Genomic DNA, 25522 nt, shown 5'->3' on the forward strand with positions numbered 1-25522 from the left:
CATGGGCGTTCCCGTCCTGGTCGGCGTCGACCTCGGCACGAGCGGCGTCAAGGTGGTGGCGCTCGGGCTGGACGGCGTGGTCCACGCCGAGGCGGCCCGCGAGTATCCCGTGCGCAGCCCGGCCCCGGGGCAGGCGGAGACGCGCCCCGAGGACTGGTGGGACGCGGTCGTCGCGGCGCTGGGGGAGGTGCTGTCGTCCGGCGCGCTGGAGGTCGCCGGCGTCGGCCTGGACGGGCAGATGCACGGCCTGGTGCTCGCCGACGAGGACGGTTCGCCCGTACGGCCCGCGCTGCTGTGGGCCGATTCCCGCGCCACGTCCGAAGTGTCCGCCTGGGAGCAGCTACCGGATCCGCTCCGGCACAGGCTCGCGAACCCGCTGTCCCCCGGCATGGCGGGGCCGCTGCTGCTGTGGGTGCGGCGGAACGAGCCCGCCGCCTACGAGCGGGCGCGTGCGGCCCTGCTTCCCAAGGACTGGTTGCGTCATCGCCTCACCGGCGGGGCGTTCGCCACGGACCCGTCCGACGCCTCGGCCACGCTGCTGTGGGACGTTCCCGGTGACGGTTGGGCGGAGGACGTCGTCACGGGGGTCGGCCTGGACGCCGCGTTGCTGCCGCCCGTACGTCCCTCCGGCGAACGAGCCGGAGGGCTTTCGGGCGGTGGGCTCTCGGGCGTCGACGCGGGTGTTCCCGTAGCGGTCGGTGCGGCGGACACGGCGGCGGCTCTGCTGGCCACCGGGCTCACCGACCCGGGAGACCTGCAGATTTCCGTGGGGACGGGCGCGCAGATCGTTCGTCCCGTCCACGACCCCGTCGTCACTCCGCACCCGCGTACGCACCTGTACCGCTCAGCGGCGGAGGACAGCCGGTGGTACGCGATGGCGGCCGTGCAGAACGCGGGGCTCGCCCTGGGCTGGGCCCGGCGCGTGCTTGGCCTGAGCTGGGAGGAGTTGTACGCGGCGGCGGACGGCCCCCCGGGCGCGGGCGGGGTGACGTTCGTTCCGTACCTGACCGGTGAACGTTCCCCCGTGCTCAACGCCCAGGCCCGTGGCGCATGGCTCGGCTTGGACCTCGCCAGCGACCGCGCGTCCCTGGCCCAGGCCGCCGTCGAGGGGGTGGCGTTCGCGATCCGGCACGCCCTGGAAGAACTGCCGTCCGTCCCGGGGGCACCGCTCGAACACGCACGTCTCGTCGGAGGCGGAATCGCCACCCCCGGCTTCCGCGCGCTGCTCGCCGACGTGTTGGGAATCCCCCTGCGTCCCGTGGGGGTGCGCAGCGCGTCGGCCGTGGGAGCGGCCATGCTCGCCGCGTCGGCAGCAGGACTTCCCATGCCCCCGCCACCCGTCACCACCGATCCCGTCGTCGTCCCCACCGGCCGCGCCGAGCAGTACCAGGGCCCGTACCGCCGCTACCGCGACCACGCCGAAAGCCTGGCGGGGATACGCTCACCCTGAGCGGCCGCGCCGCCGGGGCTCATAGAAGGAACATGCTCCTGGAGTCCTTGGCGCGAAGCTGCGCCTTTCCGTCGGTGGCCAGGCTGATGACGGCTCCGACGGTCGCCGGCGTCTTCGTCTGCCACCCTACGACGGTCCCGATGGGCTTGGCCGTCACCTGGACGGTGTAGAGCTTCTTATCGCATGTGGCGGGGCCTTTCCCCGCGGCGACCCTCCGTGGCAACTCATCGCCGCTTTGCGCGACGGCGACGCTGAGGGTGTTCCCCTTGGTGCAGGTGTACGTCACCGTCACCGCCACATTCCGCCCGCCCTTCAACACCATGGCCCGGTCGGCCCGGATGACGTCGTGCGCGATGGTGTCGGCGGACGCCACCGGCGCGGTGACCAGCAGCGCGGCCGCGGCCGCACCGAGCGCGTTAACCCGTTGCCTCGCCTTCATGGTGCCCTCCACTTCCGTCGTGCACGTGGCTCGCGCCCGTGGCTTGGTCTGTGCATGGCTCATGTGCGCGGCTCATGCGCGTGGCGTCATGCGCGCGGCTCTGTTTTCCACGCTTGCGGAAGGGCTGCGATTTCCCAACCAAGCCCGCGCCAATATTTCCGATGTGCGGCGCAAGGGCGGTTCGGAGGCGGTTCGGAACGGATCAGGGGATGTGGGCCACGCCGCCGTACATGGAGACCTTGTCGACGGGCGAACGCGCCTCCGGTGCGTCATCGGGACGCCACTCGACAATCGAGGTGATGCCGGGCGGCAGCAGTTCCAGTCCGGTGAAGAAGCGGGTGAACTCCTCCCGGGAACGCAGCCGGAACGGCACTCCGCTGCGTTCGTTGGCCGCGACGGCCTCGGCGTACTGCTCGGGCGTCAGGTGGTCGCCGGTCGCGTGCGTGATCACGACGTGGCTGCCCGGCGGGAGCGGTTCCAGCAGCCGGGCGAGGATGCCGTAAGGGTCCTCGTCGTCGGGCAGGAAGTGCATGATCGCGACGAGCATCAGCGCCACCGGCCGGGACAGGTCCAGGGTGGCGTGCAGCTCCGGATGCGTCATGATCCCGTCGGGGTCGCGCAGGTCCGCCTCCAGGTAGGCGGTCGCGCCCTCGGGCGCGCTGGTGAGCAGCGCGCGGGCGTGAACGAGCACGATGGGGTCGTTGTCGACGTAGACGATCCGCGCGCCGGGGTCGATCGCCTGGGCGACCTCGTGGACGTTGCCCGCCGACGGCAGACCCGTGCCGATGTCCAGGAACTGCCTGATGCCGCGCTCGGCGGCCAGGTACGACACCGCGCGCCTGAGGAACCGCCGGTTCTCCAGGGCGGCCAGGCGTACCGTGGGGAACCCGGAGGCGACCATCTCCGCGGACGCCCGGTCGGCGGCGAAGTTGTCCTTGCCGCCGAGCCAGTAGTTGTACCTGCGGCTGGGATGCGCCTTGGTCGGATCGATCCCCAGGGGTGCCTGCTCGTTGTCCACGCTGACCTCGTTTCGCCCCGTTCGCCTGGAGCGCCGCGTGCGGGCGCCGGGTAGGCGCGTCCCATTCTGCCGGGACGCGCGCCGACCGAAGCGTCGGACTTGTCTCAAACATGAAACTTGTACGCAACCAGGTGGCGTGTCCGTACAAATCAGGACATGATCGGCTTCGTTGCGACGGTGCGGCGAGCCGGAAGGCGTAGGCGATGGACCTCTTCTACAGCCCGTACGACTTCGACGTGCAGGAGGACCCCTACCCGGTCTACGCGCGCCTGCGCGACGAGGCGCCCGTCTACCGCAACGAGCAGGACGACTTCTGGGCGCTGTCCCGGCACGCCGACATCCTCGCGGCGCTGCGCGACTCCGGCCGCTTCTCCAGCCGCAACGGCCTGCGCATCGAGCCCGCGTTCTGGGGGCCGGACGCGGAGCGGTTCTTCTCGTTCGTCGCCATGGACCCGCCCAAGCACACCCGCATGCGCGGCCTGGTCTCCCGCGCCTTCACCCAGCGCCGCGTCCAGGCCCTCGAACCGCGGCTGCGCGAGATCGCCCGCGCGCACCTCGAACCGCTGCTGGACGGCGACGCCTTCGACCTGATGGAGTTCGCCGGCCGCTTCCCCACCGACGTGATCTCCGAGCTGGTCGGCGTGCCCGAGGCCGACCGCGACCGGCTGCGCGACCTCGGCATGGCGATCATGTACCGGGACGAGGAGTCCACCGACCTGCCCCCCGAGGCGCTGCAGGCCATCGGCGCACTCGTCGGCTACTACACGGAGCTGACGGTCGAACGCGCCCGCGAGCGCCGCGACGACCTGCTGTCGGGCCTGCTGGACGCCGCCGAGGGCGACGACCGGCTCACCCCCGAGGAGATCGTCGGAGTGCTGATCCTGCTGGTCGGCGCGGGCATCGAGACCACGATGCTGCTGCTCGGCAACGCCTGGCACGCCGCCTGGAAGCACCCGGACGAACGCGCCCGCGCCTTCGCCGGACGCGTCGAGGACTGGATCGAGGAGACCCTGCGCTGGGACCCGCCCACGCAGGCCCTGGCGCGCACCACCACCGAGGCCGTGGAGCTGCACGGCGTGAAGATCCCGGCGGACGCGCGCATCCTCCTGCTGGTGGGGTCGGCCAACCGCGACCCGCAGGTGTTCGCCGACCCCGACCGCTTCGACCTGGACCGGGACACCGGGCCGTCCCTCGCGTTCGGCAACGGCCGCCACCACTGCCTGGGCGCCAACCTGGGCCGCCTGGAGGCCCGCATCGCCCTGCGCGAGCTGGTCGACGTCATCGCCGACTACGAGATCGACACCGCCGCCGTGAAGCGCGTCCACTCCTCCAACGACCGCGGCTTCGCGTCCCTGCCGACCCGCATCACGACCCGCCGCTAGACCGGGGCTACGGCAACGGCTAGAGCACCTTGCCTTGGACGTAGACCCACGCGTCGTCATGCCGGACGAACCGGCTGACCTCGTGCAGTTCGCCCGCCTGCCCGCCCTGCACGTAGTGGGCGCGGAACTCCACCGTGCCCTTGCGGTCGGACGGCCCGCCGTCGGCGACGCGCAGGATCTCCAGGCGCTGCCAGCGAAGGCCGGGGTCGAGTTCTAGTTGCGGGGGCCGCGTCGCGGGATGCCAGGTCCTGAGGAGATAGTCCGTTTCCCCCAGGGCGAAGGCACTGTAACGGGACCGCATGAGCTGCTCAGCCGTCTCGGCCTGTGCGGTGCCTTCGTGCAGCCGTCCGCAACACTGCGCGTACGGCATCGACGACCCGCACGGACACGCCCGACGTTTCCCCATACACCCATTCTGGGGCCGGATAGCGGGCATCCGAAAACGGTGGTACCGGCAAAACGCGGACCACCTGTGATTTACGCAACAACATTTCGGAATAGGCGGGCGGCGGATTCTGTGTCACGTTGAGCACGTCGGGGGGGCGGCCAGGAGTCGACCGGGAGGAGACCCGATGACGTGGCGCCGGAGAGTGCTGTCCACCGTCTCGACGCTCGTGCTGGGAGTCACCGCGGTCGTGGCCGTGGACGTCCCGGCGGCGTCGGCGGCCCCGCTGGACCTGTCCAACTTCAGGTTGCAGGTCGCGTCCAACGCCGAGTATCTGAAGTCCACCGTCTCCAGGCTCGACGCCGACCTGCCCAACGTGGGCGTCGGCGACATCATGGCGGAGGCCAACCGCACGGGCAGCGTACGGAACGGGGCCGCGTGCGAGCCGGCCGCCGTCACCGACGCCGACAGCGACAAGACGGTCTCGGTGTCCAAGAGCCTGTGCTTCGAGGACGGTGACAACGGCACCACCGACTGGATCCCTCAGGGCGTGACGACCGTGGCCGACGCGCAGGCCGACCAGAAGTGGGGCACCTCCAACCAGCCCGTCCTGGTCAGCTGGTACTTCGCGGGCAGCGCCCCCACGGGCAACTCGCAGAAGGGCGTGCGGGTCACCTTCATCGACCCGAGCACCGGACGCTACCGGCACGTCCTGCTCGCCCACCCGTACGAGAACTCCGCCGGCAACGCCAGCTACACCAGCGTCCGCACCGACCAGACCGCGGGCGAGGGCACCTCCCTGCACGCGGGCGGGATCGTCTGGTACGGCAACTTCCTCTACGTGGCGGACACCGGGCGCGGTTTCCGCGTCTTCGACATGCGCCACATCTACGACCTGACGGCCGCGGGCAGCAAGGGCAACGTGACCGACAAGAGCAAGATCGGCCGCATCGACGGCGTCTTCTACGGCTACGGGTACCGCTACGTCATGCCGGAGGTGACGGTGTGGCAGCACTCGGTGCCCGACAGCGGAACGCCCTGCACGACGAGCGCCGTGGCGCCGAAGTTCTCGTTCGCGAGCCTGGACCGCAGCGGCGTCGACCACCTGCTCGCGGGCGAGTACTGCGACGGCGCCATCGGCCGCGTGTTCACCTGGAAGATCGCCGACGCCACGCTCGACGGGGAACAGCGGCTCAGCGGGTACTGGAACGCCGACGCCGCCTACAACCTGCCGGTGTCCAACGTGCAGGGCGCCACGCGGTTCGGCGGGCGCTGGTACATCAGCCAGAGCCACGGCCAGAACGTGTCCGGCCAGGACGACCTGGGTGAGCTCCACACGACGACACCGGTGACGTCCACAACGGGCACGTTGCGTGTGGACAGGACGCAGCCCGCCGCCATAGGCGTGGAGGACCTGTCCCACTGGCCGTCGGGGACGCAGGACTCGCCGGCCCTCGGCACCATCTGGTCGGTCTCCGAGCACCGCTACGGCCGCATGGTGTACGCGACGCCCCCGCAGTAGTTCCCCGAGGACTTGTGGGCCGTGCCTGCGGGGGGCGCGGCCCACAAGCTGCTAGACCGGCCCGCGTCGCGCCGGGGCAGCAGCACCAGGCTCACCACAGGGACCGCCGCGAGGACGAGCCAGGGCACGGCAGCAGGAAGCCCCGAATCGAGCAGGGAGCCTGTGGCCGCGCTGCCGACGAGCACGACGAGCCCGGAAATCGACGACATCGCGCCCGTGTACAGGCCGAGGCGACCGTCCTCGGCCAGATCGGGCACCCACGCCCGCGCGGCAGGGGCGACCAGCATCTGGCCCAGGGTGAGCAGGACGACGAACCCCGCGGCGGGCACGAGCCCACCCGTACCGGTCCACCCGGCCGGGCGGGCCGCCGCCACCACGGCGAACCCCGCCGAGATGACCAGCAGGCCCACGGCCATGGACCGGCGCAGGTCGAGCCGGTCCGCCGCCCACCGCGTCACCGGAAGTTGCGTCAGGACGACCAGCAGGGACGACAACGCGAACAGCCATGCCAGGGGAGCCTGCGAGCCCGCGGCCCGTTCCACCTCTTCCGGCAGGGCGAGGTACAGCTGGTTGTACGCCAGCAGGTAGGCGCCGTAGGCACCGCACACGGCCAGGAAGCGGCGGTTGCGCAACATCGGGCGCACGCCTCCGCCAAGGCGTGTCCTGGCGCGGCCGGGGATGTGCTGGGGCAGCAGCCAGAAATGCCCGGCGAGCACCACCACGAAAACGCCCGCCCCGGCGAGACAGGCCGTGCGGAAGTCCACGGCCAGCAGCAGCGCGCCCAGCAGCGGCCCGACGAACGCTCCCGCCTGGCTCGCCACGGTGAACAGCGCCAGCACGCTCGTCCGGGAGCCGCCGCCCGCCTCCTCCCAGCACACCGCCTGCCGGGCGATCTCCGACTCCACCGCGGGGGAGAACAGCGCGGCGGCGAACCCGATCAGCAGGACGGCCCCGACCACCGCCCCCACGGCCTGGGCGTATCCGAGCCAGGCGAATCCGGCGATCCGCAGCGCGCAGCCCGTGAGCACGACCGGCCGCACCCCGAACCGGTCGACCAGCGCGCCGCCGACGACGAACAGGCCCTGCTGGCTGAACGTCCGCAGCCCCAGCACCAGCCCGACCAGCCAGCCCGCCAGGCCGACGGTGCCGCCGAGGTGCTCGGCCAGGAACGGCAGGACGGCGAAGAAGCCGACATTGAAGGCGAACTGCGTGAGGATCAGCAGGCGCGGCAGCGCGGGCAGGCTCCGCCACGTCCGCTCTCGCCGGGACTCTCGCCGGGCCGCGGAAAGGGGGCGGATCACGTGACGTCCTCGGGGATTCCGGCGGGCACCCGCCGGGTCGCCGCATGCGCAGTACCGCGCGGCCACGGCCGGGGCCAACGCACCCCACCGGCCGCCGTCACCGCGAGCGCTCCCAGCAGGGCCAGGACGCACGCCGGGGCCAGGACGGCCCAGGGTGCGCGTTCGGCATACGGCTGGTTCTCGGCGAGCAGCAGACCCCATTCCGGGGACGGCGGTTGCGTCCCCAGCCCGAGAAAGCCCAACGCCGCCAGAGCCAGAGCGATCCCCGGCAGCCGCAGCAGGGCGTGCCGGACGACCGGGGGCAGGATCGCGGGCAGCAGTTCGTACCGCAGCAGGTACCACCGCCCTGCCCCAAGCGCGCGCGTCGCGGTCAGGTGCGTGGTGGCGCGTTCCTGGCGGAGCAGCGCGGACGTGTGCGCGGCCAAGGGCGACCAGGCGACCGCCGCCACGGCGAGGGCGGGCGTCCACGGGGTGCTGCCCGCGATCCCGGCGGCCAGCAATCCGGCCAGTACGGGCGGTACGGCGTTGACCGTGTCCACCAAGGGGCTGGACAGCCGGGGCAGCAGTCCCAGCAGCACCCCCACCATCAGGGCGGCGACGCTCACGGCGCAGGCGACGGCGAGCGTGCGAAGCGCCCCGTGCCCCACACGCGCCAGTACGTCACGTCCCAGCGCGTCGGTGCCGAACGGATGGGCGAGCGAAGGCGCCTGGAGCCTGGCGGAGGTGTCCACCGCCAGAGGGTCGTGCAGGAGCCCCAGCCCGATGACGCCGAGCAGCAGCCCCCCGTACACCAACGGCAGGACCCGGGGCGTGGACGGCGTCGGCCGGTGCAACGACTGGAGCGCCCCGTCGCGCAGGGCGCTTCCCAACAGCAGCCGTGCCGCGAGCCGGGTGAGCCCTCCGGCCGTGGCGGCGAGCAGGATAAGGGCCAACGTTCCGGTCTGCAGGACGGGCAGGTCCTGGGCGATGGCCGCGTCCAGGGTGAACCGTCCGAGTCCGGGGATGTCGAAGACCTGCTCCACGGCGACCGAGCCGCCCGTCAGGCCCACGACGAAGACGCCCAGGTTCGGCAGCACACCGGGCACGGTCCGCCGCACCGCCTGCCGCGCGATGCTCCGCCCCGGCACGCCGCGGGCGGCGGCCGCCAGCGCCCACGGTTCGGCGAACGCGCCGGGGAGGAGGTCGTCCAGCATGCGTCCGAGTACCGCGCCCGTGGGCAGGCCGAGGGCGAGCGCGGGCAGCACCATCCACTGGGGCCCGTACCAGCCGAGTGCGGGCAGCCAACCCAGTTGCACGCCGACCACGGTGGCCAGCACGGAGGCGGTCAGGAATTCCGGCAGGGCCGCCAGCACCGCCGCCCCGCCCCCGGCCCGGCGCCCCACGAGCCGATGCCGCGCCCCCAGCCACAGCGTGCGCGCGCACACCGCCGCCACCGTCAGCGCGGCGACGACCAGTGCCCCGGCCATCAGCAACAGGGACGCGCCCAGGCCCTGCACGAAGGCGGGCAGCACTTCGGCGCCGGAAACCCACGACGTGCCCGCGTCCCCGTGCAGCAGCAGCCTTCCGAGCCACCGGCCGAGCAGCCGCAACGGCCCCGCGTCCAGCCCGAGTTCGTCCCGGATCGCCTGCAACACCTCGGGCGTGGGGTCGCGTTCGGCCGAACGCGCCTTGAGGACGGTCAACGCGGGATCGGTGCGCGACAGCCAGGGCAGCAGCCCTATCCCGCACAGCAGCACGGCGACGAGCGCACCCCGCCAGAGCAGAACCAGCCCGTTGCGGATAGCGAGACCCTTGGCAGCGCCCGCCGCAGCACGCATGCTCGCTCCGCCGCGTCCGCTCAGCGCCGTGTTCCGGTGCCGACCAGCAGCCGCTCGTACGGGTCCAGCACCGCCCCGCGCACCGAGGACCCCACCCCGGTGATGATCTTCTGGTGGACGAGCGGGACGACCGCGTCCGTGCCCAGCACCGCCGCCTCCGCCGCCATGACCGCGTCCTGCCGTTCGTCCGTGCCGGCGGTGGACGCAGCGCGCGCCACGGCCTCGTCCACCTTCTCGTCGCACAGCCGCGCCAGGTTGTAGCCGCCGTCGCAGGTGAAGTCGCTGGCCAGGACGGACGCCGGATCGCCGGTGTCGAGCATCATGTTGCGGGCCGCCACGACCGCGTCGAACTTCCCGGCCAGCGCGTCGCTCTCCAGCCGCGAGTAGTCCCGGACGACCAGGTCGACCTTGAAGCCCGCCCGCTGCAGCCGCTGCTGCAGCACCTGGGCGACCTCGGGCTGCTCGGGCCGGTTGTCGTAGGTGGCCAGCGTGATGGTCGCGCCGCCGGGGTCGCCCGCCCGCGCCCGCCCGGACGGCTGCACGCGCTTGCCCGCCGCCCAGGTCAGCGCGGGCCCGAACAGCCCGTGCCCGGGGTCGGCGCGCCCTTCGTACACGTCCTTGGCCAGCGCCGAGGTGTCGATCGCCTCGCGGGCGGCGGCGCGCCGCGCCGGGTCGCCGAACACCTTCGACCGGGTGTTGAGGTACAGCGCCGTGAGGCGGGGCGTCGCCGTCTCCCGGACGGTGCCCCTGTCCAGCGAGGACGCCTGCGCGACGGGGATCGCCTCGGCGAGGTCCGTCTCGCCCGTGCGCACCGCGTTGGCGCGTGCGGTGCCGTCCGGAACGAACCTGACGTCGACGCCGGAGACCTGGGCGCGTCCGCCCCAGTACCTGTCGAAACGTTCCAACGTCGCCCCGCCCGTGACGCCGACCTTCGTCAGCCGGAACGGGCCGGTGGCCGTGCCGACCGGATCGACCCTGCCGTTCGCGTACGCCTTCGCCGAGAACACCGCCAGGCTCGGGTTGGACAGCCGCAGCGGCAGCACCGGGTCGGGTTCGGCGGTGCTGACCCGCACCTGCCGCCCCTCGGCCGCCTCAGCCGTCAGCGTCACGCCCGACAGCGCGGCCGGTACCGGCTTGGCCTGCGCCGCTCGGGTGAGGGAGGCGGCGACGGCGGCCGGGGTGACGTCCGTGCCGTCCTGGAACTCGGCCTCCCGCACCGTGAACAGCCAGCTGCGGCCGTCGCGCTCGCTGCGCCACGACTCGGCCAGCGCGGGCACGGCGGTGCCGTTGGCGTCCAGCCGGGTCAGCCCCTCGGCGACGCCGAGCCGCGCCAGGCTGATGCCGTCCTGGCCGTAGGGCGAGAAGTTCTGCGTGGGCGGGAAGGCGAGCGTGACGCGCAGCCGCCCGCCGTCCCCGGAATCCGGCGAGCCCCCGTCCGACTGGGCGAAGCAGCCGGACAGCAGCGGGACGAGCAGCGCACCGGGCAGCAGCCGGCGAGGCAGCGAAAGCATGATCCCCTTCCAGAGGTCGAGAGCGGTCTACCGGCCGGCCATGGGGATCTCGAAGTGGACGATGCCCTGCCCGCCGTCCGGCTCCTCGGCCCGCTCGTCGCACACCACGGTGCCCAGCGACCGCCACAGGCTCTCCGCGCCCGGCACGGACGGGTCGGTGTGCAGGTAGACCGCGCCGTAGCCGCCCTCGGCCGCCGCGAACTCCAGCAGCTCGCCGACCAGCCGCCGGGCCAGCCCGCGCCGCCGGTGCTCCGGACGCACGTACACCCGCCGCACCTGCGCGGTCTTCCCGGACGGATACCGCGCGGCCACGCGCCACGGGTTCGGCGGGGACTGGGGCCCGCGCGAGTCCAGCGCGGCCGTGGCGACGACGTCGTCCCGCTCGTCGACCGCCACCAGCAGCGTGTGCCGGGGCGACGCCAGGTAGGCGCCCTCCAGGTCGATGATGTCGCGGTGCCAGCGCGGCACGTAGCCCGTGCCGAAGTCGCGGTAGACGGTGTCGAGCATCACCGACCGCGCGCCGTCGAGATCGTCCGCCGTGGCCCTTCTTATGCGATACGAGTGCACCTGCGAATAATATGCAGCAAGCGTCGCCGGGTCAGCGACCGCCCTCCGGCTCGGGCACCGGCGCGCGGCCCGCCGGCTGCGACGCGCCGGGCCGCGGCTCCGCCACGGCCGTCTGGACCAGCCGCGGCGAGGCGCCCCGCTGGATCCAGAACCCCCTGCCGGGCGGCTGCGGAGCCGGATACAGCGGCGGGAACAGCTGCCCCTCGGACCGGTCGCCCGACATCAGCAGCGCCGCCGTGCCCGTCTCACGGACCGCCAGCAGCAACGGCTCGTACAGCCCCCGCGCGGCCCCGGCCACCCGCCGCGACACCACGAAGTGCAGCCCGATGTCGCGCCCGCTCGGCACGAACGGCAGGAACGGTTCGAGCGGCTGCTGCCCGGCCGTCGTGAGCAGGTCGTAGTCGTCGACGAGCACGACCACCCGCGGCCCGCCGCTCCAGCGCCCCTCGGCCGAGTCGGAGTCGGGCATCCGGGACTCCAGCTCCCCGGCGACGCCCGCGGCCAGCCCGGCGGCCAGCCGCGCGGTGCCCGCGTAGCCGCCCAGGTACGGCTCCGGCACCACCTCGCGCAGGCCGCGCCGCGGATCCATCACCGCGAACACGACCTCCTCCGGCGAGTACCGGCTGACCAGCCCCTCGGCGACGAGCCGCAGCAGGTTCGTCTTGCCGCACTCGCCGTCCCCCAGCACGATCAGGTTCTGGTCCTGGTCGAACAGGTCGAGCCCGACCGGTTCGAGCGCCCGCTCGTCCACGCCGACCGGCACCGCGTCCGGCATCCGGCTCGGCCCCGGCAGCGCGGCGGCGGGCAGATGGTGGGGCAGCACCCGCACCGGCGGCGCGGTGGGGCCGGTCCAGGACGCGCGGATGGCCCGCGCCGCCGCCTCCACCACACCGCCGAGGTCGTCGGTGTCGGGCAGGCCGTCGAACCGCGGCAGCGCGACGTGCCCGAACAGCCTGCCGTCGGTGAGGACCCGTCCGGGCAGGTCGGCGGCGATGGTCTCGGCGAGCTTGCGGTCGACGGCCGAGTCGGTCGGGTCGTTCAGCCGCAGCTCGACGCGCTGCCCGAAGTTCGACTGCATGGCGATGCGCACGTCGTTCCAGCGCAGCATCCCGGCGACGACGTGGATGCCGTAGCCGCTGCCGCGCTGCAACAGGTCCGACACCAGCTCGTCGATCTCCTCGAAGTCGTCGCGCAGCGCCCCGAACCCGTCGATGACCAGGACGACGTCGGCGCACGGCAGCTCGGGCACCCTCCCGGCGGCGTGCAGCCGCCGCAGCCCGGCGACCGAGTCGATGCCGTGCTGCCGGAACACCTCCTGGCGGTGGTCGAGCATCCCCAGCACCTCCTCGACCGTGCGGCGCACCCGCTCCCGGTCGGCGCGCCCGGCGACGCCGCCGACGTTCGGCAGCCCCGCCAGCGCCTGCAACCCGCCGCCCACCAGGTCGACCCCGTACACCGCCACCTGGGCGGGGGAGTGGGTCAGCGCCAGCGACAGCACCAGCGTGCGCAGCAGCGTCGTCTTGCCCGTCTGCGGCCCGCCGATGATCGCGACATGGCCGCCCGCGGCCGTCAGGTCGACGTCCCAGCGTCCCTGCCACTGCCGGCGCGGATCGTCCAGCAGCCCGACCGGCACCCGCAGCGGCGCGACCGGCGCGGACGCCCGCATGCCGTCACCGGTGACCCCCACCGGGCCGACGACGGCGTCCAGCGTGACGGCCGCGGGCAACGGCGGCAACCAGATGGTCTGGACGCGCTCACCCGTCAACTGGCCGACCAGCACGTCCAGCAGCGTGGGCCCGGCCGTCCGCTCCGGCAGCCGCCCCTGCTCGTCGACGGACGGGCCGGGCGCGTCGGCGGCCACGTTGTACACGGGATACGGACGCACCGGCGCCGGCCCCGCGTCCTCGGGCTCCTCCACCACCGGCCCCCGGTACGGCCCCGACACGTACCCGCCCTTGAACCGCTGGTAGAGGCTGGTGTCGACCTTGAGGTAACCGAACCCCGGCAGCGCGGGCAGATGGAAGGCGTCCGGCGTGTCCAGGACGGTGCGGGACTCCTCCTCCGAGAACGTGCGCAGCCCGATCCGGTACGACAGGTACGTGTCCAGGCCGCGCAGCTTGCCGCCCTCGATGCGCTGGCTCGACAGCAGCAGGTGCACGCCGATGCTGCGCCCGATCCGCCCGATCGACAGGAACAGCTCGATGAAGTCGGGCCGCGCCGTCAGCAGCTCCCCGAACTCGTCGATGATCACCAGCAGGTGGGGCAGCGGCGGCAGGTCGGGCCGGTGGTGGACGCGCTGGTAGTTGTAGTCGCCGATGTTGGCGATGTTGCCCGCGTCCCGCAGCACCTGCTGCCTGCGCTGCACCTCCCCCGACAGGCTGGCGTAGGCGCGTTCGATCAGCCCGGCGTCGTCCTCCAGGTTGGTGATGACGCCCGCCACGTGCGGCAGCTTCTCGAACGGCGCGAACGTGGCGCCGCCCTTGTAGTCCACGAGCACCATGGACACCTGGTCGGGCGGATGCGACAGCGCCAGCGACAGCACCAGCGTCCGCAGCAGCTCGCTCTTGCCCGACCCGGTGGCGCCCACGCACAGCCCGTGCGGCCCCATGCCGAGCTGCGCGGCCTCCTTCAGGTCGAGGATGACCGGCTGCCCCGCGTCGTCCACCCCGATCGGCACCCGCAGGAACGCCCGCTCGCTGCGCGGCGCCCACAGCCTCTTGAGGTCCAGCCGCTCGGGCTCCTCGACGCCCAGCAGCCTGGTGACGTCGAGCGTCCCGCCGTGCGACGCGGACTCCTCCACCGACTCCCGCGACAGCCGCAGCGGCGCCAGCATCCGCGCCAGCCCCAGGATGGTCGGCGCGGGCACCTGGTCGAGCGTCCCCTCCAGAACGGCCGGAACGGCGCCGCGCAGATCCTCCACCCGCACCTGCTCACCGTCCACGGTGATGCGCACGCCGACGTCACCGGGCTCCTGCGTGCGGTCCGCCACCAGGTGGATCACCGTCGCCGCCAGGCCCGCCGGGTTGATCGTCTCGTCCGGCCGCACCAGATCCGCGGCCACGTCCCCGTACAGGTCGTGCACCACCACCAGCCGCCGCAGCAGCCGGTACGCCTCCCGCTGCCCCAGGCCGCGCCGCACCTCGGTGGCGAAGTCCGTCCGCTCCTTCAGCTCGTCCGCCAGCAACGCGCTCAGCCCGCCGGGAGTCGGCGCGACCAGACGCAGCGGCGCCCCGCCGTCCCGCCGCGTCGGATCGAGGACGTGCGGCAGCCACTTCACCCAGTCCCAGTCGCCGATCCGGTCCGCCCCGGCGGCGACCCCGAACGCGACGTCCTCCGGCGCGTGGAAGGCGGCGAGCTGCGCCAGCAACGCCCGCATGACCGCCAGCACGTCGTCCCGGGAGCCGATCACGCTGACGTTGCCCGCCATGTCCAGGGGCACCGTCAGCGGCATGTCGGGGGCGGTGCCGAACCGGCGGATCGCCCCCCGCGCCTCCGCCAGCATGAACGGATCGGTCGGCGCCAGCGCCGTGCCGCGCTCCCCCAGCTCCAGCTTCGTCCCCGGCATCGTCCCGGTCCCGACGCGCACCCGCAGGAAGTCCGGATCCCGCCGCCGCCGCTCCCACAACCGCGCCGGATCCCGCACGACGTCGTACAGCGCCTCCGGCGGCGGATCCAGCAGCCGCGCCCGCGTCCGCGCCTCCCGCTCGGCCCGGCCGAGCTCCTCGCGCAGCTCCTCCAGATACTCCAGGTACCGTTCCCGCTGGTTGCGTCGCTGCCGCGTGACCTGCCCCCGCCTGGAGAGCAGCAACGCCGCCCCCACCAGCACGGCCACGACGAGCATCACCGCCCCGAGCGCGATGAACGCCGGATTCCGCAGGACGGTCATCACCGTCAGCGACGCCATCATCCCGACGATCGGCAGGATCGCGAACACCTGCCCGCCCACCCCGCCGGCCTCGGGCAGGGTCGGCGGCGCCTCCACCTCCCGCGTCTCCTGCGCCGCCAACGGCTGCACGGTCCGCGCGGGCCGATGGACGATCCGGACCGTCACGACTCCTCCTCGCCACCCTTGACCCGATCAGACCAAACGTGTCACGGCGAAGCGTATTGCGCACCCCTGACATCACCCCGCCCGTAATCCAACGCAGCCCATGCGCCCTGGAATTGATCACCGACTGACGTCCGAAAACGGGTTCTCATGATCATCCACGCCCATACGGCGATTCGGCCGAGGCCCCACCCCTAGACGAACCACTCCGGGACGAGCCCCCCTGCCGCTGAACACTCGAGGAGCGCCCTGCGAGAACACACCACCCGAAGAAGGACTAGGCAGAGAACCGCCGCCCGAAGAAGACCTATGCGGCGAAGCGGCCCCCGCAGAGACGCTCGGCGGCGGAACCGCACGCGAAGCAACGCTGTCCGGAAAAACGACCCCCGCAGACACACCCGGCGGCGGACCCGTGCCCGAAGCGGCACCCTGCCGGAGGCGGCGCCCGCAGACCCAACGACCCGACGCGCATTTCCCGCGACAAGACGACGATTCGCGCCCGCGTGGCCGACATGCTGCTCCAGACCGGCGACGTGAAGGAAGCCCTCAACGCGGGCAAGGCGGCGCTCCCCGCCTTCTCCGTCGTGACGTCGGGCCTCGCCCTCAACACCGTCCGCCCCCGCCGAGCCGCCGCCGACGACCGACCCGACGCCGAAGAGCTCCGCCACCACTACGACCAGGCACTACGCGCCTCCGCCGCCTGAGCAAGCGATCCCACGCCGGGGCAGGGCGGCCATCGGCCCCCGACGGCCGTGGTGGGACGGTGCCATAGGCCGCCGTCCGCGCTGCCGGCCCCCACACCGCCAAAACAACACGCTGGGCCGGTCAAAGCGCACCGGCATGCCTGCCGACTGCTGAGCCTGGGAGATATGAGGCGCTTCTCCTTGGTCATCATCCCTGCATAGGCTCCGATGCCGTGTCCACCTTCATCGCCCGTGCGTTCACAGGGCAGCACGGCGCCCACGGCAACCAGGTTGTCGTTGTCCTTGCCGACGATGAGCTGCCCGGCCCGCAGGAGCGCCAGAAGATCGCGGCTGGAGCGCCGGCGCCCGCCACGGTATTCGTCGCGCCCGATCGCAGGCAGGTGCGGATTCACAACCGCATGCTGGAGCGGCCATTCGCCGGTCATCCGCTGCTGGGGACGGCGGCCGTGCTGCGGAACATCGGGAAGCCGGTGGACCGGTTGGCCACCCCTGCCGGTGAGGTGTCTTTGTGGCGCGATGACGAGGGTGCCGAGTGGCTTCACGCGCCGTCTCACTGGTCCCCGAACACCTACCACCGTCGGGTGAGCAGTCCGGCTGAGGTGGAGGCGCTGCTCGAACCGCCGCCAGATGAGCCAGTGCAGGTCTGGGCGTGGATCGACGAGGCGGCGGGGCTGGTACGTGCGCGCCGGTTCGCGCCCAGTGAAGGCAAGCCCGAGGATGAGGCGTGCGGGTCCGCATGCATGGTGCTGTCCACACTGCCGGCCCGTCCGCTGACAGTTGTGCACGGGCGGGGATCGGTCATCCGAGTCCGACCTCGTGACACCGGGGTCGACCTCGGCGGCGCCCGCGTCATCGATTGAACCCAGCGTGCGGCTTTCGCCGTGCTCACGGCAAATGCATCAGTGGCCCAGGACACTTATCGCGCCGTGTTGATGACCTTCTGAGCCCGATTGAGACGGCGCTCGAAGGGCCCGACCGACGACGCCGACTTGGGTGTCGCTCTGCAAGAGTTTGTGGGGGAGCCACAGGTCACAGCCGGTGAGGAGGGGTTCGGATGCGGGTCGCGGTGATCGGCTTCGGCGTTGAGGGCCGGGCCGCGGTGGACTACTGGGCGGCGCGCGGAAACCAGGTGGTGGTGCACGAACGCGGTGGTCCGGTCGACGTTCCCGACGGGGTCACCCTGGCCGATGACTACCTCGCCGGGCTGGACACGGTCGACCTGATCGTCCGCAGCCCTGGTGTCCGCCCCGAAACACTGCCGGCCGAGGTGCCGACCACCAGCGTCATCGCCGAGTTCATGGCCCGCTGCCCCGCCCCGGTCATCGGCGTCACCGGCACCAAGGGCAAGGGCACCACCGCCACCGCGATCGCCGCGATCCTGCGGGCCGCCGGGCGGCGGGTGTTCGTCGGCGGCAACATCGGCACCACCCCGCTGGCGCTGCTGCCCCGCATCGATCCAGACGATCTGGTCGTGCTGGAGCTGTCCAGCTTCCAGCTGATGGACCTGCAGCGCTCCCCGCAGATCGCGGTGGTGCTGGCGGTCACCCCCGACCACCTGAACTGGCACCGCGACATGGACGAGTACGAACAGGCCAAGTCCTCCATCGCCCGCTACCAAACACCCGATGACCTGGTCGTCTACGCGGCCGACAACCCGCCCGCCGCCCGGATCGCGGCCACCGGCCCGGCCCGGCGCGTGCCGGTCGGCGACCCCGAGGGCGTTCACCTGCACGACGACGCCATCTACCTGCGCGACACCCGCGTGATCGAGACTGGTGACGTGCCGCTGCCCGGCCCGCACAACCTGACCAACATCGCCGCAGCGATCGCCGCCACCCACGACCTGATCGGCGGCGACCACCAGGCGATCCGTAGTGCGGTGCGCGGCCTCCAGGCGCTGCCGCACCGGTTGCAGGTCGTCGCCACCCGCAACGGCGTCACCTGGGTCGACGACTCGCTGTCCACCACCCCGCAGACCACCATCGCCGCCATGAACGCCTTCGACGGCCCCAAGATCCTCGTCCTCGGCGGCTCCACCAAGGGCGTGTCCTTCGACGACCTGGCGCAGGCCATCGCCGAAGCCGCCGCCCACGCCCGGATACGCGCCGTCCTGCTCACCGGCGCCGAAGCGCCCCGCATCGCCGCCGCCCTGGACGCCGCCGACGTCACCGGATACGAACACGTCCCCGGCCCCATGACCGACCTGGTCGCCCGTGCCGCGCACCACGCCCGCCCAGGTGACGTGGTGCTGCTGTCACCGGCCTGCTCCAGCGTCGGCGACTACCGCAACTACGCCGACCGCGGCGACCAGTTCGCCACCGCCGTCCACGCCCTCCCGAGTTGACCCAGACCCGCCTTGCGGAATGGGCGACCAATTCCGTGCGTCCTCCGGCTGATGACGCGTCAGGCCATCGGCCTAGGCACGGCCATCACCGCATCCCCAAGCCGAAAACCGCCCTCCCCTGACCACCGCACGCAGCGGCGTCGGCTCCATCCCCCCGGCGCACGACTTCACCTGGCGTCCCCTGCACAGGCGCCGCCCGCCGCACCCGCACCATCACCGAGTGCCGCCTGATCCGCGCTGCTGACGCCTCACACCGGCCGAACACGGCGCCGCCCTCTTGACGACAACGCCGCCAAATCGCCCATGGGCCCCGCGTCCGCCGATGGCCGGTCCGTTGCACTGCCATGGGTCCAGGCGGTGAGCCTGTCAGAAGTAGGGGGTCACGGCGGGGCGAACCGTCTTCTCGGCCGATGTATGCGCCGATCCGGCGGCACATGATCGACTCATGGCACTCAAGACCCGAGCGCTCGCGACCGTCACCGGGCTGTTCACCCTCTCGACGGCGCTCGCCTTCACTGTCCCCGCCGCCTCCGCCGAGACCGATCCCGCCCTGCCTGCACCGACCGGCGCGCGGCAGGTCGGTACGACCTCCCTGTATCTGAAAGACACCTCCCGTCCCGATACCTGGGTGCCCTCCGTCAACGCGCGAGAGCTGATGGTCTCCCTCTGGTATCCGGCGAAGGCCCATGACGGGCAGAGGGCCCCGTACATGACGCCGAAGGAATCGCAGGCTCTGCTGAAGGGTTCAGGAATCACCGGCGTACCAGGGGACGTGCTGAGCAAGACGCGCACGCACGCCTTCCGCGACGCCCTCCCGGTCGGCCGGGTACACGGCATGCCGCTCGTCGTGCTGTCACCCGGCCTCGCCTGGCAGCGCAGCTCACTGACGTCCCTGGCCGAAGATCTGGCCAGCCGGGGCTACGTGGTCGCCGGAATCGACCACACATACGAGACCCACGCCACGACCTTTCCGGACGGCCGCGTGACCACCTGCGTCGCCTGCACGGTCCCGGCCGAGGAACGCGCCGCACGGGCCATCAGGGGCCGGGCGGCCGACGTCTCCTTCGTCCTCGACCAGCTCCTCGGCAGGCACTCCAAGTGGAAGGGCAGCGTCCTGATCGACCCGTCGAGAATCGCGATGGTGGGCATGTCGCTGGGCGGCGGAAGCGTTCCCGAGACCATGCTCCGCGACACCCGGGTGCGCGCCGGGCTCAACCTGGACGGCCCGCACCGGGTGGCGATCCCGCAGCGCGGCCTCCAGCGCCCGTACATGATCCTCGGCCAGGCGAGGCAGGACGCCACCTGGGACCGCGACTGGCCGCACGTGACAGGCTGGAAACGGTGGCTCGCGGTGCACGGAGCGATCCACTCGTCCTTCACCGACTACGACACGCTGACCCAGCAGATCGGCGTCGACCAGGGAAGCAGGCTCCCCGGCAACCGCTCCATCGAGATCACCCGGGCGTACGTCCGCGCCTTCATGGATCTCCACCTGCGCCACCGGCCCCAGCCCTTGCTCGACAAGACGTCCGCGCGCTATCCGGAGGTGACGTTCGAAGGCCGAGCCGGTACCTCCCCCGGCTACGGCAACACCCTCATGCTCCAAGACGTCCAGGCCGAACCCGCCTGAGCCGATCGGCTGGCCGTCGTGACTACAGCGAGGTCAATCCCGGCTTGGCGGTCGGCTCGGGATTGGTGCGCCGCCGACGCCAAAGGTGAGCACAGCCGGCGGCCACACACCGCCTGGGGGCGTCTCGGTCTTCCTCAGGGATGTCCGGCCTCTCCGTTCAGCGAACTGATCGCCTTGCCGAGGGCGTTCTGCTCGTCTTCCGGCAGCGATCGGGCGGCGTGCAGCATGTGCAGGGCGGTCTGGAGCCGCATGCGGTCGGCTTCGGTGCCGAGGTCCGCGAGGTAGGGGGTCACGACCAGGCCGAGGGCCTTGAGGTCGGCGCGTGCGCAGAAGCGGGCCAGAAGATCCTTCAGGAGATCGTCGGCGGCGCGTGGCGCGGCTCCTACCGAACGCAGTCCTTCGGCGATCGCGAACCGGTTCCAGTCGGCGTACTGCCCGTCCGGTACGTCATCGATGTGCGCGGCCGCCAGTTCGAAATGCCGGCGCGCCTGGTCGGGGTCGGCGAGGCCCCTGTAGGCCTTGGCCATGTTGAGGTGCAGAGAGGCGTAGAAGCCCTTGACCCGGTCGTCGCCCACCCGGTCCGCGCGGTCCAGGCTCTCCTGGTTCCATCGGAGGGTTTCCTGCGCGGTCGGCTGGTGCCGGGCGAGGTAGTGGGCGGCGACGCACGCCTCGTAGTCATCGCTCGCGATCTCCCACGCCCGCTCGAACGCCGCGCGCGCGTCGGCGTCACGTCCCTCCGCCTCGGCCTGCATGCCCTGGGAGCACAGCTGGACGACGGGGTTGTCCGGGTTCATGTCTTCCTCTTTCTTCGCCGTCTCATACCGTGGCGGCCGGTGGGATGCGGTCACCGGCGCCGGTGCCCCGGACCGGCATGACGAGGGTGGTGAAGCTGCCCTGGTCGGCGGAGCGGACGACGACGGGCTGGATATCGGACGTGACCTCCAGGAGCACATCCGGGCCGACGCCGACGTCGAGTGCCGCGAGCAGCACGGCCGGGTCGAAGGCAATGCGCAGCGGGGGTCCGGTGCAGATGGCGGGCAGTTCGGCCGCCGCGGGTTCGCAGCCTTCCAGCACGAGCCGGTGGTCGTCGGCGTGCAGGGTGACCGGCCCGTCTCCCGCACCGTCGGCGAGCCGGTCGCGCAGTGCCTGCCTGCCGGTGATCAGGCGGTTCCGGACGGCCGGCAGGTGATCCAGGATCATCCGGTAGTCGGGGTACGTCCCCTCGATCGCCGGAAACGTCACAGATTGCCCGTCGCCGTGGATCCGCGCCGTCTGGCCATCGACCTCCAGGCCGACCTCCGCCAGGCGTACCGCCCAGGGGATGACGTCCTTCATCGCCGAGGCGTCGACCACGACCTGGCCCTGTGCGCCCTCAAAGGAATGCGGTCGCAAGGTCCGGACCGCCAGGCGGTACCGGTCCGTGGCGACCAGGCGGACCTCCTCGCCGTCCAGTTCGATCAGCACACCGCCGAGGATGGGGAACTCCTCGGCCACGGCCGGAGAAGCCGCCGCGGGCACCACCTGGCGGACGGCGCTGGACAGTTCAGCTCCACCGACCCGAGCCACGGTGCGGGACGCTCCGGCCGACAGGTCACGCAAGATCTCCTCGATCGCCGACTGCGCCGCGGCCGCCGTCTCCCGTGACTTCCTCGCGTGCCCTTCGAGGACGGCACGGGCTTCCTCGGGGGTGCCGTCGAGCACCACCGAGGCCTCCGTCAACGGCATGCCCGCCGTCCGCAACCGCCTCACGAGGACGGCCCGAGCCTCCTGGTCCGGGTGGTAGTAGCGGTAGCCGGTCGCGTCGTCGACGAAGGCGGGACGCAGAACGCCACAGTCGTCGTAGAACCGCAAAGCGCTCGGAGCCAGCCCCACCCGGCGCGCGAAGGCACCGATGCTCAACAGCGCGTCGACATCATCCATGAGCTGGATTGTCCGGCTTCAACCTGCTTGAAAGTCAAAGCAGCGCGGCCGTCCCAGGGGGGAGCGCCAAGCCGCAACGTGCGGGGCACCCCGCGTCCGGCACAACACCATCCACCATCGCGTCAGCAGCCCCCGCGACGGCGAACCGACTTCATTGGTGCCCACGTCCTAGCGACGGCAGCAACCGAGGACTTGCGATCGGCGCCAGTGAGCCGCCCCGGAAAACCACCACCGGGGGCCTCAAAGGAACGAGCCTGCGATCTTGCCGCCGAGCCCCCCAGTACGATCCGCACCGCCCTGGCGCGAGTCGACCCCACCAGTGATCACAACGGGGCTCCACACCGACGCGAAGAACCACACGCATGCCCCGGGGCGCGCCGCACCCAGCGCGCGCACCGAACCGCGCCACTGAGCCGCCCCGAAAGACGCCCCCCGGGGATGCTTTTCGACGGAGTCACCCAGTCCCCCCAGCTGGCCCCGACCCGCCTCCGGGGGGAGAACCGGGCGATGGAGTGGCTCTGCTGCCCGGGCACAGCTGCAAATAAGCCACCAGCACACGTCGGCTCCGGCCTCACCCACACCTCGAGCAGGGGTGCGCAGCTTGGCGCGCGACGGAGAGCGCCGCGCCTCCTGACGGACCCGTGGCCCAGGCCGCCCCATCGACGCAGAGGACCACGGCCTCGTCCCAGGAGTCCAGGGGGCCCGAGGTCGACCACAGCCGGAGAGGGCCGTCGAAGGGATTGGGTCACCGTGGTGCCGGCCGCTGATTGCAAGGGGAATACCATCGGCAACGACGGGGCGGGCATACGAACACCGGGGCCGCCAGCCCCTGACCTGTGGCGTCGTCTTACCAGAGAGCTCAACAGTGCGTGGCGTTTAGCGCCGCGTCCCGAAGGTCCATGCCGAGTGCCGACCACAGGTGATCCTCCGGCCGACTGCACCCGCCCGTGACGCACACCGACACGTCGCCGCCTTGCCGACCTCAAACCGCCCGCCCCTTTGGACGTGCTCCCGCTCGCCTACGAATCGGCAGCGCCAACGTTGGGTCAGACGCCGGCAGCGAACCGCCGATGGTCGATCACGACCGTTCCGGCCATCTTGTCGTGCAGGCACTGCCGCAGCGGCTTGTCCCAGAGCATCCACAGCAGGTTGAGCGGCCCCACCAATGGAATGGCGGCACCCAGGAACGAAAAGAACATGGGATAACAGAATGCTCTCCCCATCGCCCGCACTGCGGACAACCGCGAACCGGGCGCCCCGGCGACGGACACCCGCAAGCCCATGACCCGCTTGCCGATCGTCCGCCCCCACACCGCAAGCTGGACGGCCTCGTAAGCCCAGATCCCACCGAAGATGCTCAGCACGAGCGCGGCCACCGCCGCGTCCGGCATGGTCGAATCCCCGTCGGCATCACCCTGCGAGAACACGGCCGTGGCGACCGCACTGAGCAGCGCCCCCAGCAACACGAGTATGGCGATGTCGATGAGCCGAGCGACCAACCGCCGCCCAGGATGCGCAGCCCCGGGCATCACCCCCGGCCCACGGTACGGGGGCTGTCCTCCCGGAGGCAGATGCGGGAATCCCGGAGGCGAAGGGCCATAAACCTGCTGCGGAGGAACCGGCGGCGTGAACGGAGGCTGGTTCCCCATCGGACCACCGGGAGGCTGATAACCACCGCCAGGCTGCGGAAACCCATTGCTCATACCCCGCATTCTTTCATGCCGGACTCCGCCCCCACCACGGGAATAACCGACCACTCCTCATCAGCGACCTGAGCGGCCATCGCCGAGGCCATCAATAATTCGGCTGAGCGCGGACCATAAGCAGCATTCCGCTCCACGTGACGTCCAAGACTTTCCGAATAGCGCGAGACGCACACGCACTCACCGTCAACCTGCTACCCACCCGAACCCCAGCGAGCATTTCGCGGCGTCAAACGGCGGCGATGACCGTTCACACCCGTTGCCACGAAGCCCACCTGGACGCGCGTCGCTTCTTGAAGAGTCCACCGCGTTCGAACGGCCCGAGCGGCCTGATACTCCAGCCCTAGATCGGGCTCGCGAGGTCGGAGTGGGGATCGAGGTTCTCAGTTCTGGATAAGTCGCTCGGCGTGTTCGGCTTCGCTGGTGCGGACGGCGCTGGGCTGGGTGTCCAGCAGTCGCCAGTGTGTGGTCACCCCGTCTGGGCCGGTGAGGCTGGACTCGGCCAAGGCCTGTTCGATGCGGGTGCGGACGCTGGCTTCGGCTGCGGATTCGCTGGCGAACAGCACCCGTAGTCGCACCCGGGTGCCGGAACGCCGTGCGTCGGTGTGGTGTGGGGCCAGCGGGCAGGGCGACTGGTGCTCCCAGTGTCCGCACAACGCGACCGTGATCGCCGCACCTGGTGCCCGAATGTCCTCGCCCGGGTCCATTGCGACGACCGCCTCGTGGGCGAATGCTTGGCGCACGGTTCCAGTATCCGGCGCAGTGATGCCACCGGTCGAGCCAGAGAATCGTGGGCTGCTCTTCTGACCCCGGTTAGTGATCAATGAGACGCCGCTGACGTCGGTAATGGCAGCGGCGGGCTCGGGATTGGCGGCGTCGCCAATGTGACCAACGGATTTCGGGGCCGATGGGGTGCCGAAGCTGGTTGGCGGAGGCGGCGAACCTCGTTGACGACGATGCTGCTGGTACTGTCGCGCATTCCGGTGTTCATCACCATGGGGTTCACCACCGGGATCGTCGTCGCCGTGACCGTGGCGAGCGCGGTGACGCTGCTGCCGGCCGTACTGGGCTTTGGGGCCGGCGGGTGCTGCGCAGGCGCGACCGCGCCACCCGGGGGGGGAAGATCTCCGTGGAGTCGCCGCGCATGCCGCGGTGGGGCCGACGGGGTGGCGCGCCGTCCCTGGGTGTGTGTGAGCGGAAAAAATTCGCCGGTTCGTCGCCGTTCATGACGTTCACCGGTGTTCGTGCTGACCAGTTGGCATGGGGCCAGGTCGCTGTGCCCCTCGCCTTGGCCGCAGCCCAGATCGCCTGGTAGGCCTCCGGCGAGGAAGGCCAGGTGAGCGGAGGCAACCATGGCCAGTCGAAGTACCAGTACCAGACCGGACGCTTGCGGACCCGGTAGTGAACCAGGCCGGTCCCGTTCTTGGTCGCCTGAAAGCACTCCATCTGGATCCCGCAACGCGGCACCAGCACGAGCAAGCCGAGGGGCGGCTGGCGTGGCAGCGGTAGACGCCAACCTCGGAGGGTTTGCTATGAAGCGGCGGGCCAGCATCCACTCGCGCTCGTTCAGCTGAACCATTGTCCAGCCGTAGAACCGGCGACCTTTGGCGCCGCCGCAGGAATACCGTTACCACGCCGTGCCATCCAGGGCGGCGAAGATTTCACCCCACGAGCCAGCGCGGCTCCTCGAACAGCAATGGCCGAACCGCGACACACGCCGGTATCCGGCTGCCCATGCTCATGCAGTTCGAAGGTGGCCTGGTCACCTTCGGGACGGCTCA

20 protein-coding genes are annotated in these 25522 nt (G+C 71.6%); 8 read left to right on the forward strand and 12 right to left on the reverse strand.

What is annotated here, in order from left to right; translation table 11 throughout:
• The first annotated feature begins 1 nt into the window (after position 1).
• The gene (locus tag ABZ801_RS00600; protein WP_360690790.1) at positions 2 to 1450 is read left to right on the forward strand and encodes an FGGY family carbohydrate kinase; all 1449 of its coding nucleotides are present in this window, start codon (positions 2 to 4) and stop codon (positions 1448 to 1450) included.
• A gap of 19 nt (positions 1451 to 1469) precedes the next feature.
• Here the strand turns inward: ABZ801_RS00600 and ABZ801_RS00605 are convergent, their stop codons facing one another.
• Together ABZ801_RS00605 and ABZ801_RS00610 are read right to left on the reverse strand one after the other, a co-directional pair.
• Positions 1470 to 1889, reverse strand: coding sequence for a hypothetical protein (locus ABZ801_RS00605; RefSeq protein WP_360690792.1), 420 nt, complete (start codon positions 1887 to 1889; stop codon positions 1470 to 1472).
• A 202-nt stretch (positions 1890 to 2091) separates the two neighbouring features.
• On the reverse strand, positions 2092 to 2907 hold the full coding sequence (locus tag ABZ801_RS00610) for an SAM-dependent methyltransferase (protein WP_360690795.1): 816 nt from the start codon (positions 2905 to 2907) through the stop codon (positions 2092 to 2094).
• Positions 2908 to 3110: 203 nt separating this feature from the next.
• On the opposite strand from ABZ801_RS00610, the gene ABZ801_RS00615 reads away from it, so the two are divergent.
• A complete protein-coding gene (locus ABZ801_RS00615; protein WP_360690798.1) occupies positions 3111 to 4289 on the forward strand; it encodes a cytochrome P450 in 1179 nt (392 codons plus the stop codon).
• Positions 4290 to 4308: 19 nt separating this feature from the next.
• On the opposite strand, the gene ABZ801_RS00620 is transcribed toward ABZ801_RS00615, so the two are convergent.
• The gene (locus tag ABZ801_RS00620) at positions 4309 to 4695 is read right to left on the reverse strand and encodes a YchJ family protein (protein WP_360690800.1); all 387 of its coding nucleotides are present in this window, start codon (positions 4693 to 4695) and stop codon (positions 4309 to 4311) included.
• 166 nt (positions 4696 to 4861) lie between these two features.
• Here ABZ801_RS00620 and ABZ801_RS00625 point away from each other — a divergent pair, with 166 nt between their 5' ends.
• Positions 4862 to 6196, forward strand: coding sequence for a hypothetical protein (locus ABZ801_RS00625; protein WP_360690803.1), 1335 nt, complete (start codon positions 4862 to 4864; stop codon positions 6194 to 6196).
• Here ABZ801_RS00625 and ABZ801_RS00630 read toward each other — a convergent pair.
• From ABZ801_RS00630 to eccCa, 5 genes are read right to left on the reverse strand one after another with little or no spacing between them, the layout of a single operon-like run.
• Positions 6160 to 7497 carry an MFS transporter gene (locus tag ABZ801_RS00630; protein WP_360690806.1) on the reverse strand — a complete coding sequence of 446 codons (1338 nt, stop codon included), beginning with the start codon at positions 7495 to 7497 and terminating at the stop codon, positions 6160 to 6162. The genes ABZ801_RS00625 and ABZ801_RS00630 overlap by 37 nt on opposite strands.
• The gene (locus tag ABZ801_RS00635) at positions 7494 to 9314 is read right to left on the reverse strand and encodes an ABC transporter permease subunit (protein ID WP_360690809.1); all 1821 of its coding nucleotides are present in this window, start codon (positions 9312 to 9314) and stop codon (positions 7494 to 7496) included. The genes ABZ801_RS00630 and ABZ801_RS00635 overlap by 4 nt, the downstream gene beginning before the upstream one ends.
• Before the next feature lie 20 nt (positions 9315 to 9334).
• Entirely contained in the window at positions 9335 to 10825 is a 1491-nt protein-coding gene (locus ABZ801_RS00640; RefSeq protein ID WP_360690812.1) for an ABC transporter substrate-binding protein, read from the reverse strand.
• A gap of 27 nt (positions 10826 to 10852) precedes the next feature.
• Positions 10853 to 11392 carry a GNAT family N-acetyltransferase gene (locus ABZ801_RS00645; protein ID WP_360690814.1) on the reverse strand — a complete coding sequence of 180 codons (540 nt, stop codon included), beginning with the start codon at positions 11390 to 11392 and terminating at the stop codon, positions 10853 to 10855.
• A 31-nt stretch (positions 11393 to 11423) separates the two neighbouring features.
• A complete protein-coding gene (gene eccCa, locus ABZ801_RS00650; protein ID WP_360690817.1) occupies positions 11424 to 15443 on the reverse strand; it encodes a type VII secretion protein EccCa in 4020 nt (1339 codons plus the stop codon).
• A 500-nt stretch (positions 15444 to 15943) separates the two neighbouring features.
• On the opposite strand from eccCa, the gene ABZ801_RS00655 reads away from it, so the two are divergent.
• From ABZ801_RS00655 to ABZ801_RS00670, 4 genes are all read left to right on the forward strand, one after another.
• The gene (locus ABZ801_RS00655) at positions 15944 to 16144 is read left to right on the forward strand and encodes a hypothetical protein (protein ID WP_360690819.1); all 201 of its coding nucleotides are present in this window, start codon (positions 15944 to 15946) and stop codon (positions 16142 to 16144) included.
• A gap of 212 nt (positions 16145 to 16356) precedes the next feature.
• Positions 16357 to 17004, forward strand: coding sequence for a PhzF family phenazine biosynthesis protein (locus ABZ801_RS00660; protein ID WP_360690822.1), 648 nt, complete (start codon positions 16357 to 16359; stop codon positions 17002 to 17004).
• Positions 17005 to 17198: 194 nt separating this feature from the next.
• Positions 17199 to 18488, forward strand: coding sequence for a UDP-N-acetylmuramoyl-L-alanine--D-glutamate ligase (gene murD, locus ABZ801_RS00665; RefSeq protein ID WP_360690825.1), 1290 nt, complete (start codon positions 17199 to 17201; stop codon positions 18486 to 18488).
• A 445-nt stretch (positions 18489 to 18933) separates the two neighbouring features.
• Positions 18934 to 20118: an alpha/beta hydrolase gene (locus ABZ801_RS00670; protein WP_360690828.1), complete on the forward strand. Its 1185-nt coding sequence runs from the start codon at positions 18934 to 18936 to the stop codon at positions 20116 to 20118.
• Positions 20119 to 20252: 134 nt separating this feature from the next.
• Here ABZ801_RS00670 and ABZ801_RS00675 read toward each other — a convergent pair whose 3' ends face one another.
• From ABZ801_RS00675 to ABZ801_RS00690, 4 genes are all read right to left on the reverse strand, one after another.
• Positions 20253 to 20912: a hypothetical protein gene (locus ABZ801_RS00675; RefSeq protein ID WP_360690831.1), complete on the reverse strand. Its 660-nt coding sequence runs from the start codon at positions 20910 to 20912 to the stop codon at positions 20253 to 20255.
• 22 nt (positions 20913 to 20934) lie between these two features.
• Positions 20935 to 22038 carry a MerR family transcriptional regulator gene (locus ABZ801_RS00680; RefSeq protein WP_360690834.1) on the reverse strand — a complete coding sequence of 368 codons (1104 nt, stop codon included), beginning with the start codon at positions 22036 to 22038 and terminating at the stop codon, positions 20935 to 20937.
• Positions 22039 to 23084: 1046 nt separating this feature from the next.
• On the reverse strand, positions 23085 to 23750 hold the full coding sequence (locus ABZ801_RS00685) for an RDD family protein (RefSeq protein ID WP_360690837.1): 666 nt from the start codon (positions 23748 to 23750) through the stop codon (positions 23085 to 23087).
• Positions 23751 to 24124: 374 nt separating this feature from the next.
• Positions 24125 to 24484 (reverse strand): hypothetical protein, encoded by a 360-nt coding sequence (locus ABZ801_RS00690; RefSeq protein WP_360690840.1) that lies wholly within the window; start codon positions 24482 to 24484, stop codon positions 24125 to 24127.
• Between the two features lie 252 nt (positions 24485 to 24736).
• On the opposite strand from ABZ801_RS00690, the gene ABZ801_RS00695 reads away from it, so the two are divergent.
• Positions 24737 to 24970, forward strand: a complete 234-nt coding sequence (locus ABZ801_RS00695; RefSeq protein WP_360692662.1) for a hypothetical protein — start codon at positions 24737 to 24739, stop codon at positions 24968 to 24970.
• Positions 24971 to 25522 lie beyond the last annotated feature (552 nt).

Origin of the sequence: Actinomadura sp. NPDC047616 (assembly GCF_040642915.1) — a bacterium.
GTDB classification, from domain to species: Bacteria; Actinomycetota; Actinomycetes; order Streptosporangiales; family Streptosporangiaceae; genus Spirillospora; species Spirillospora miaoliensis.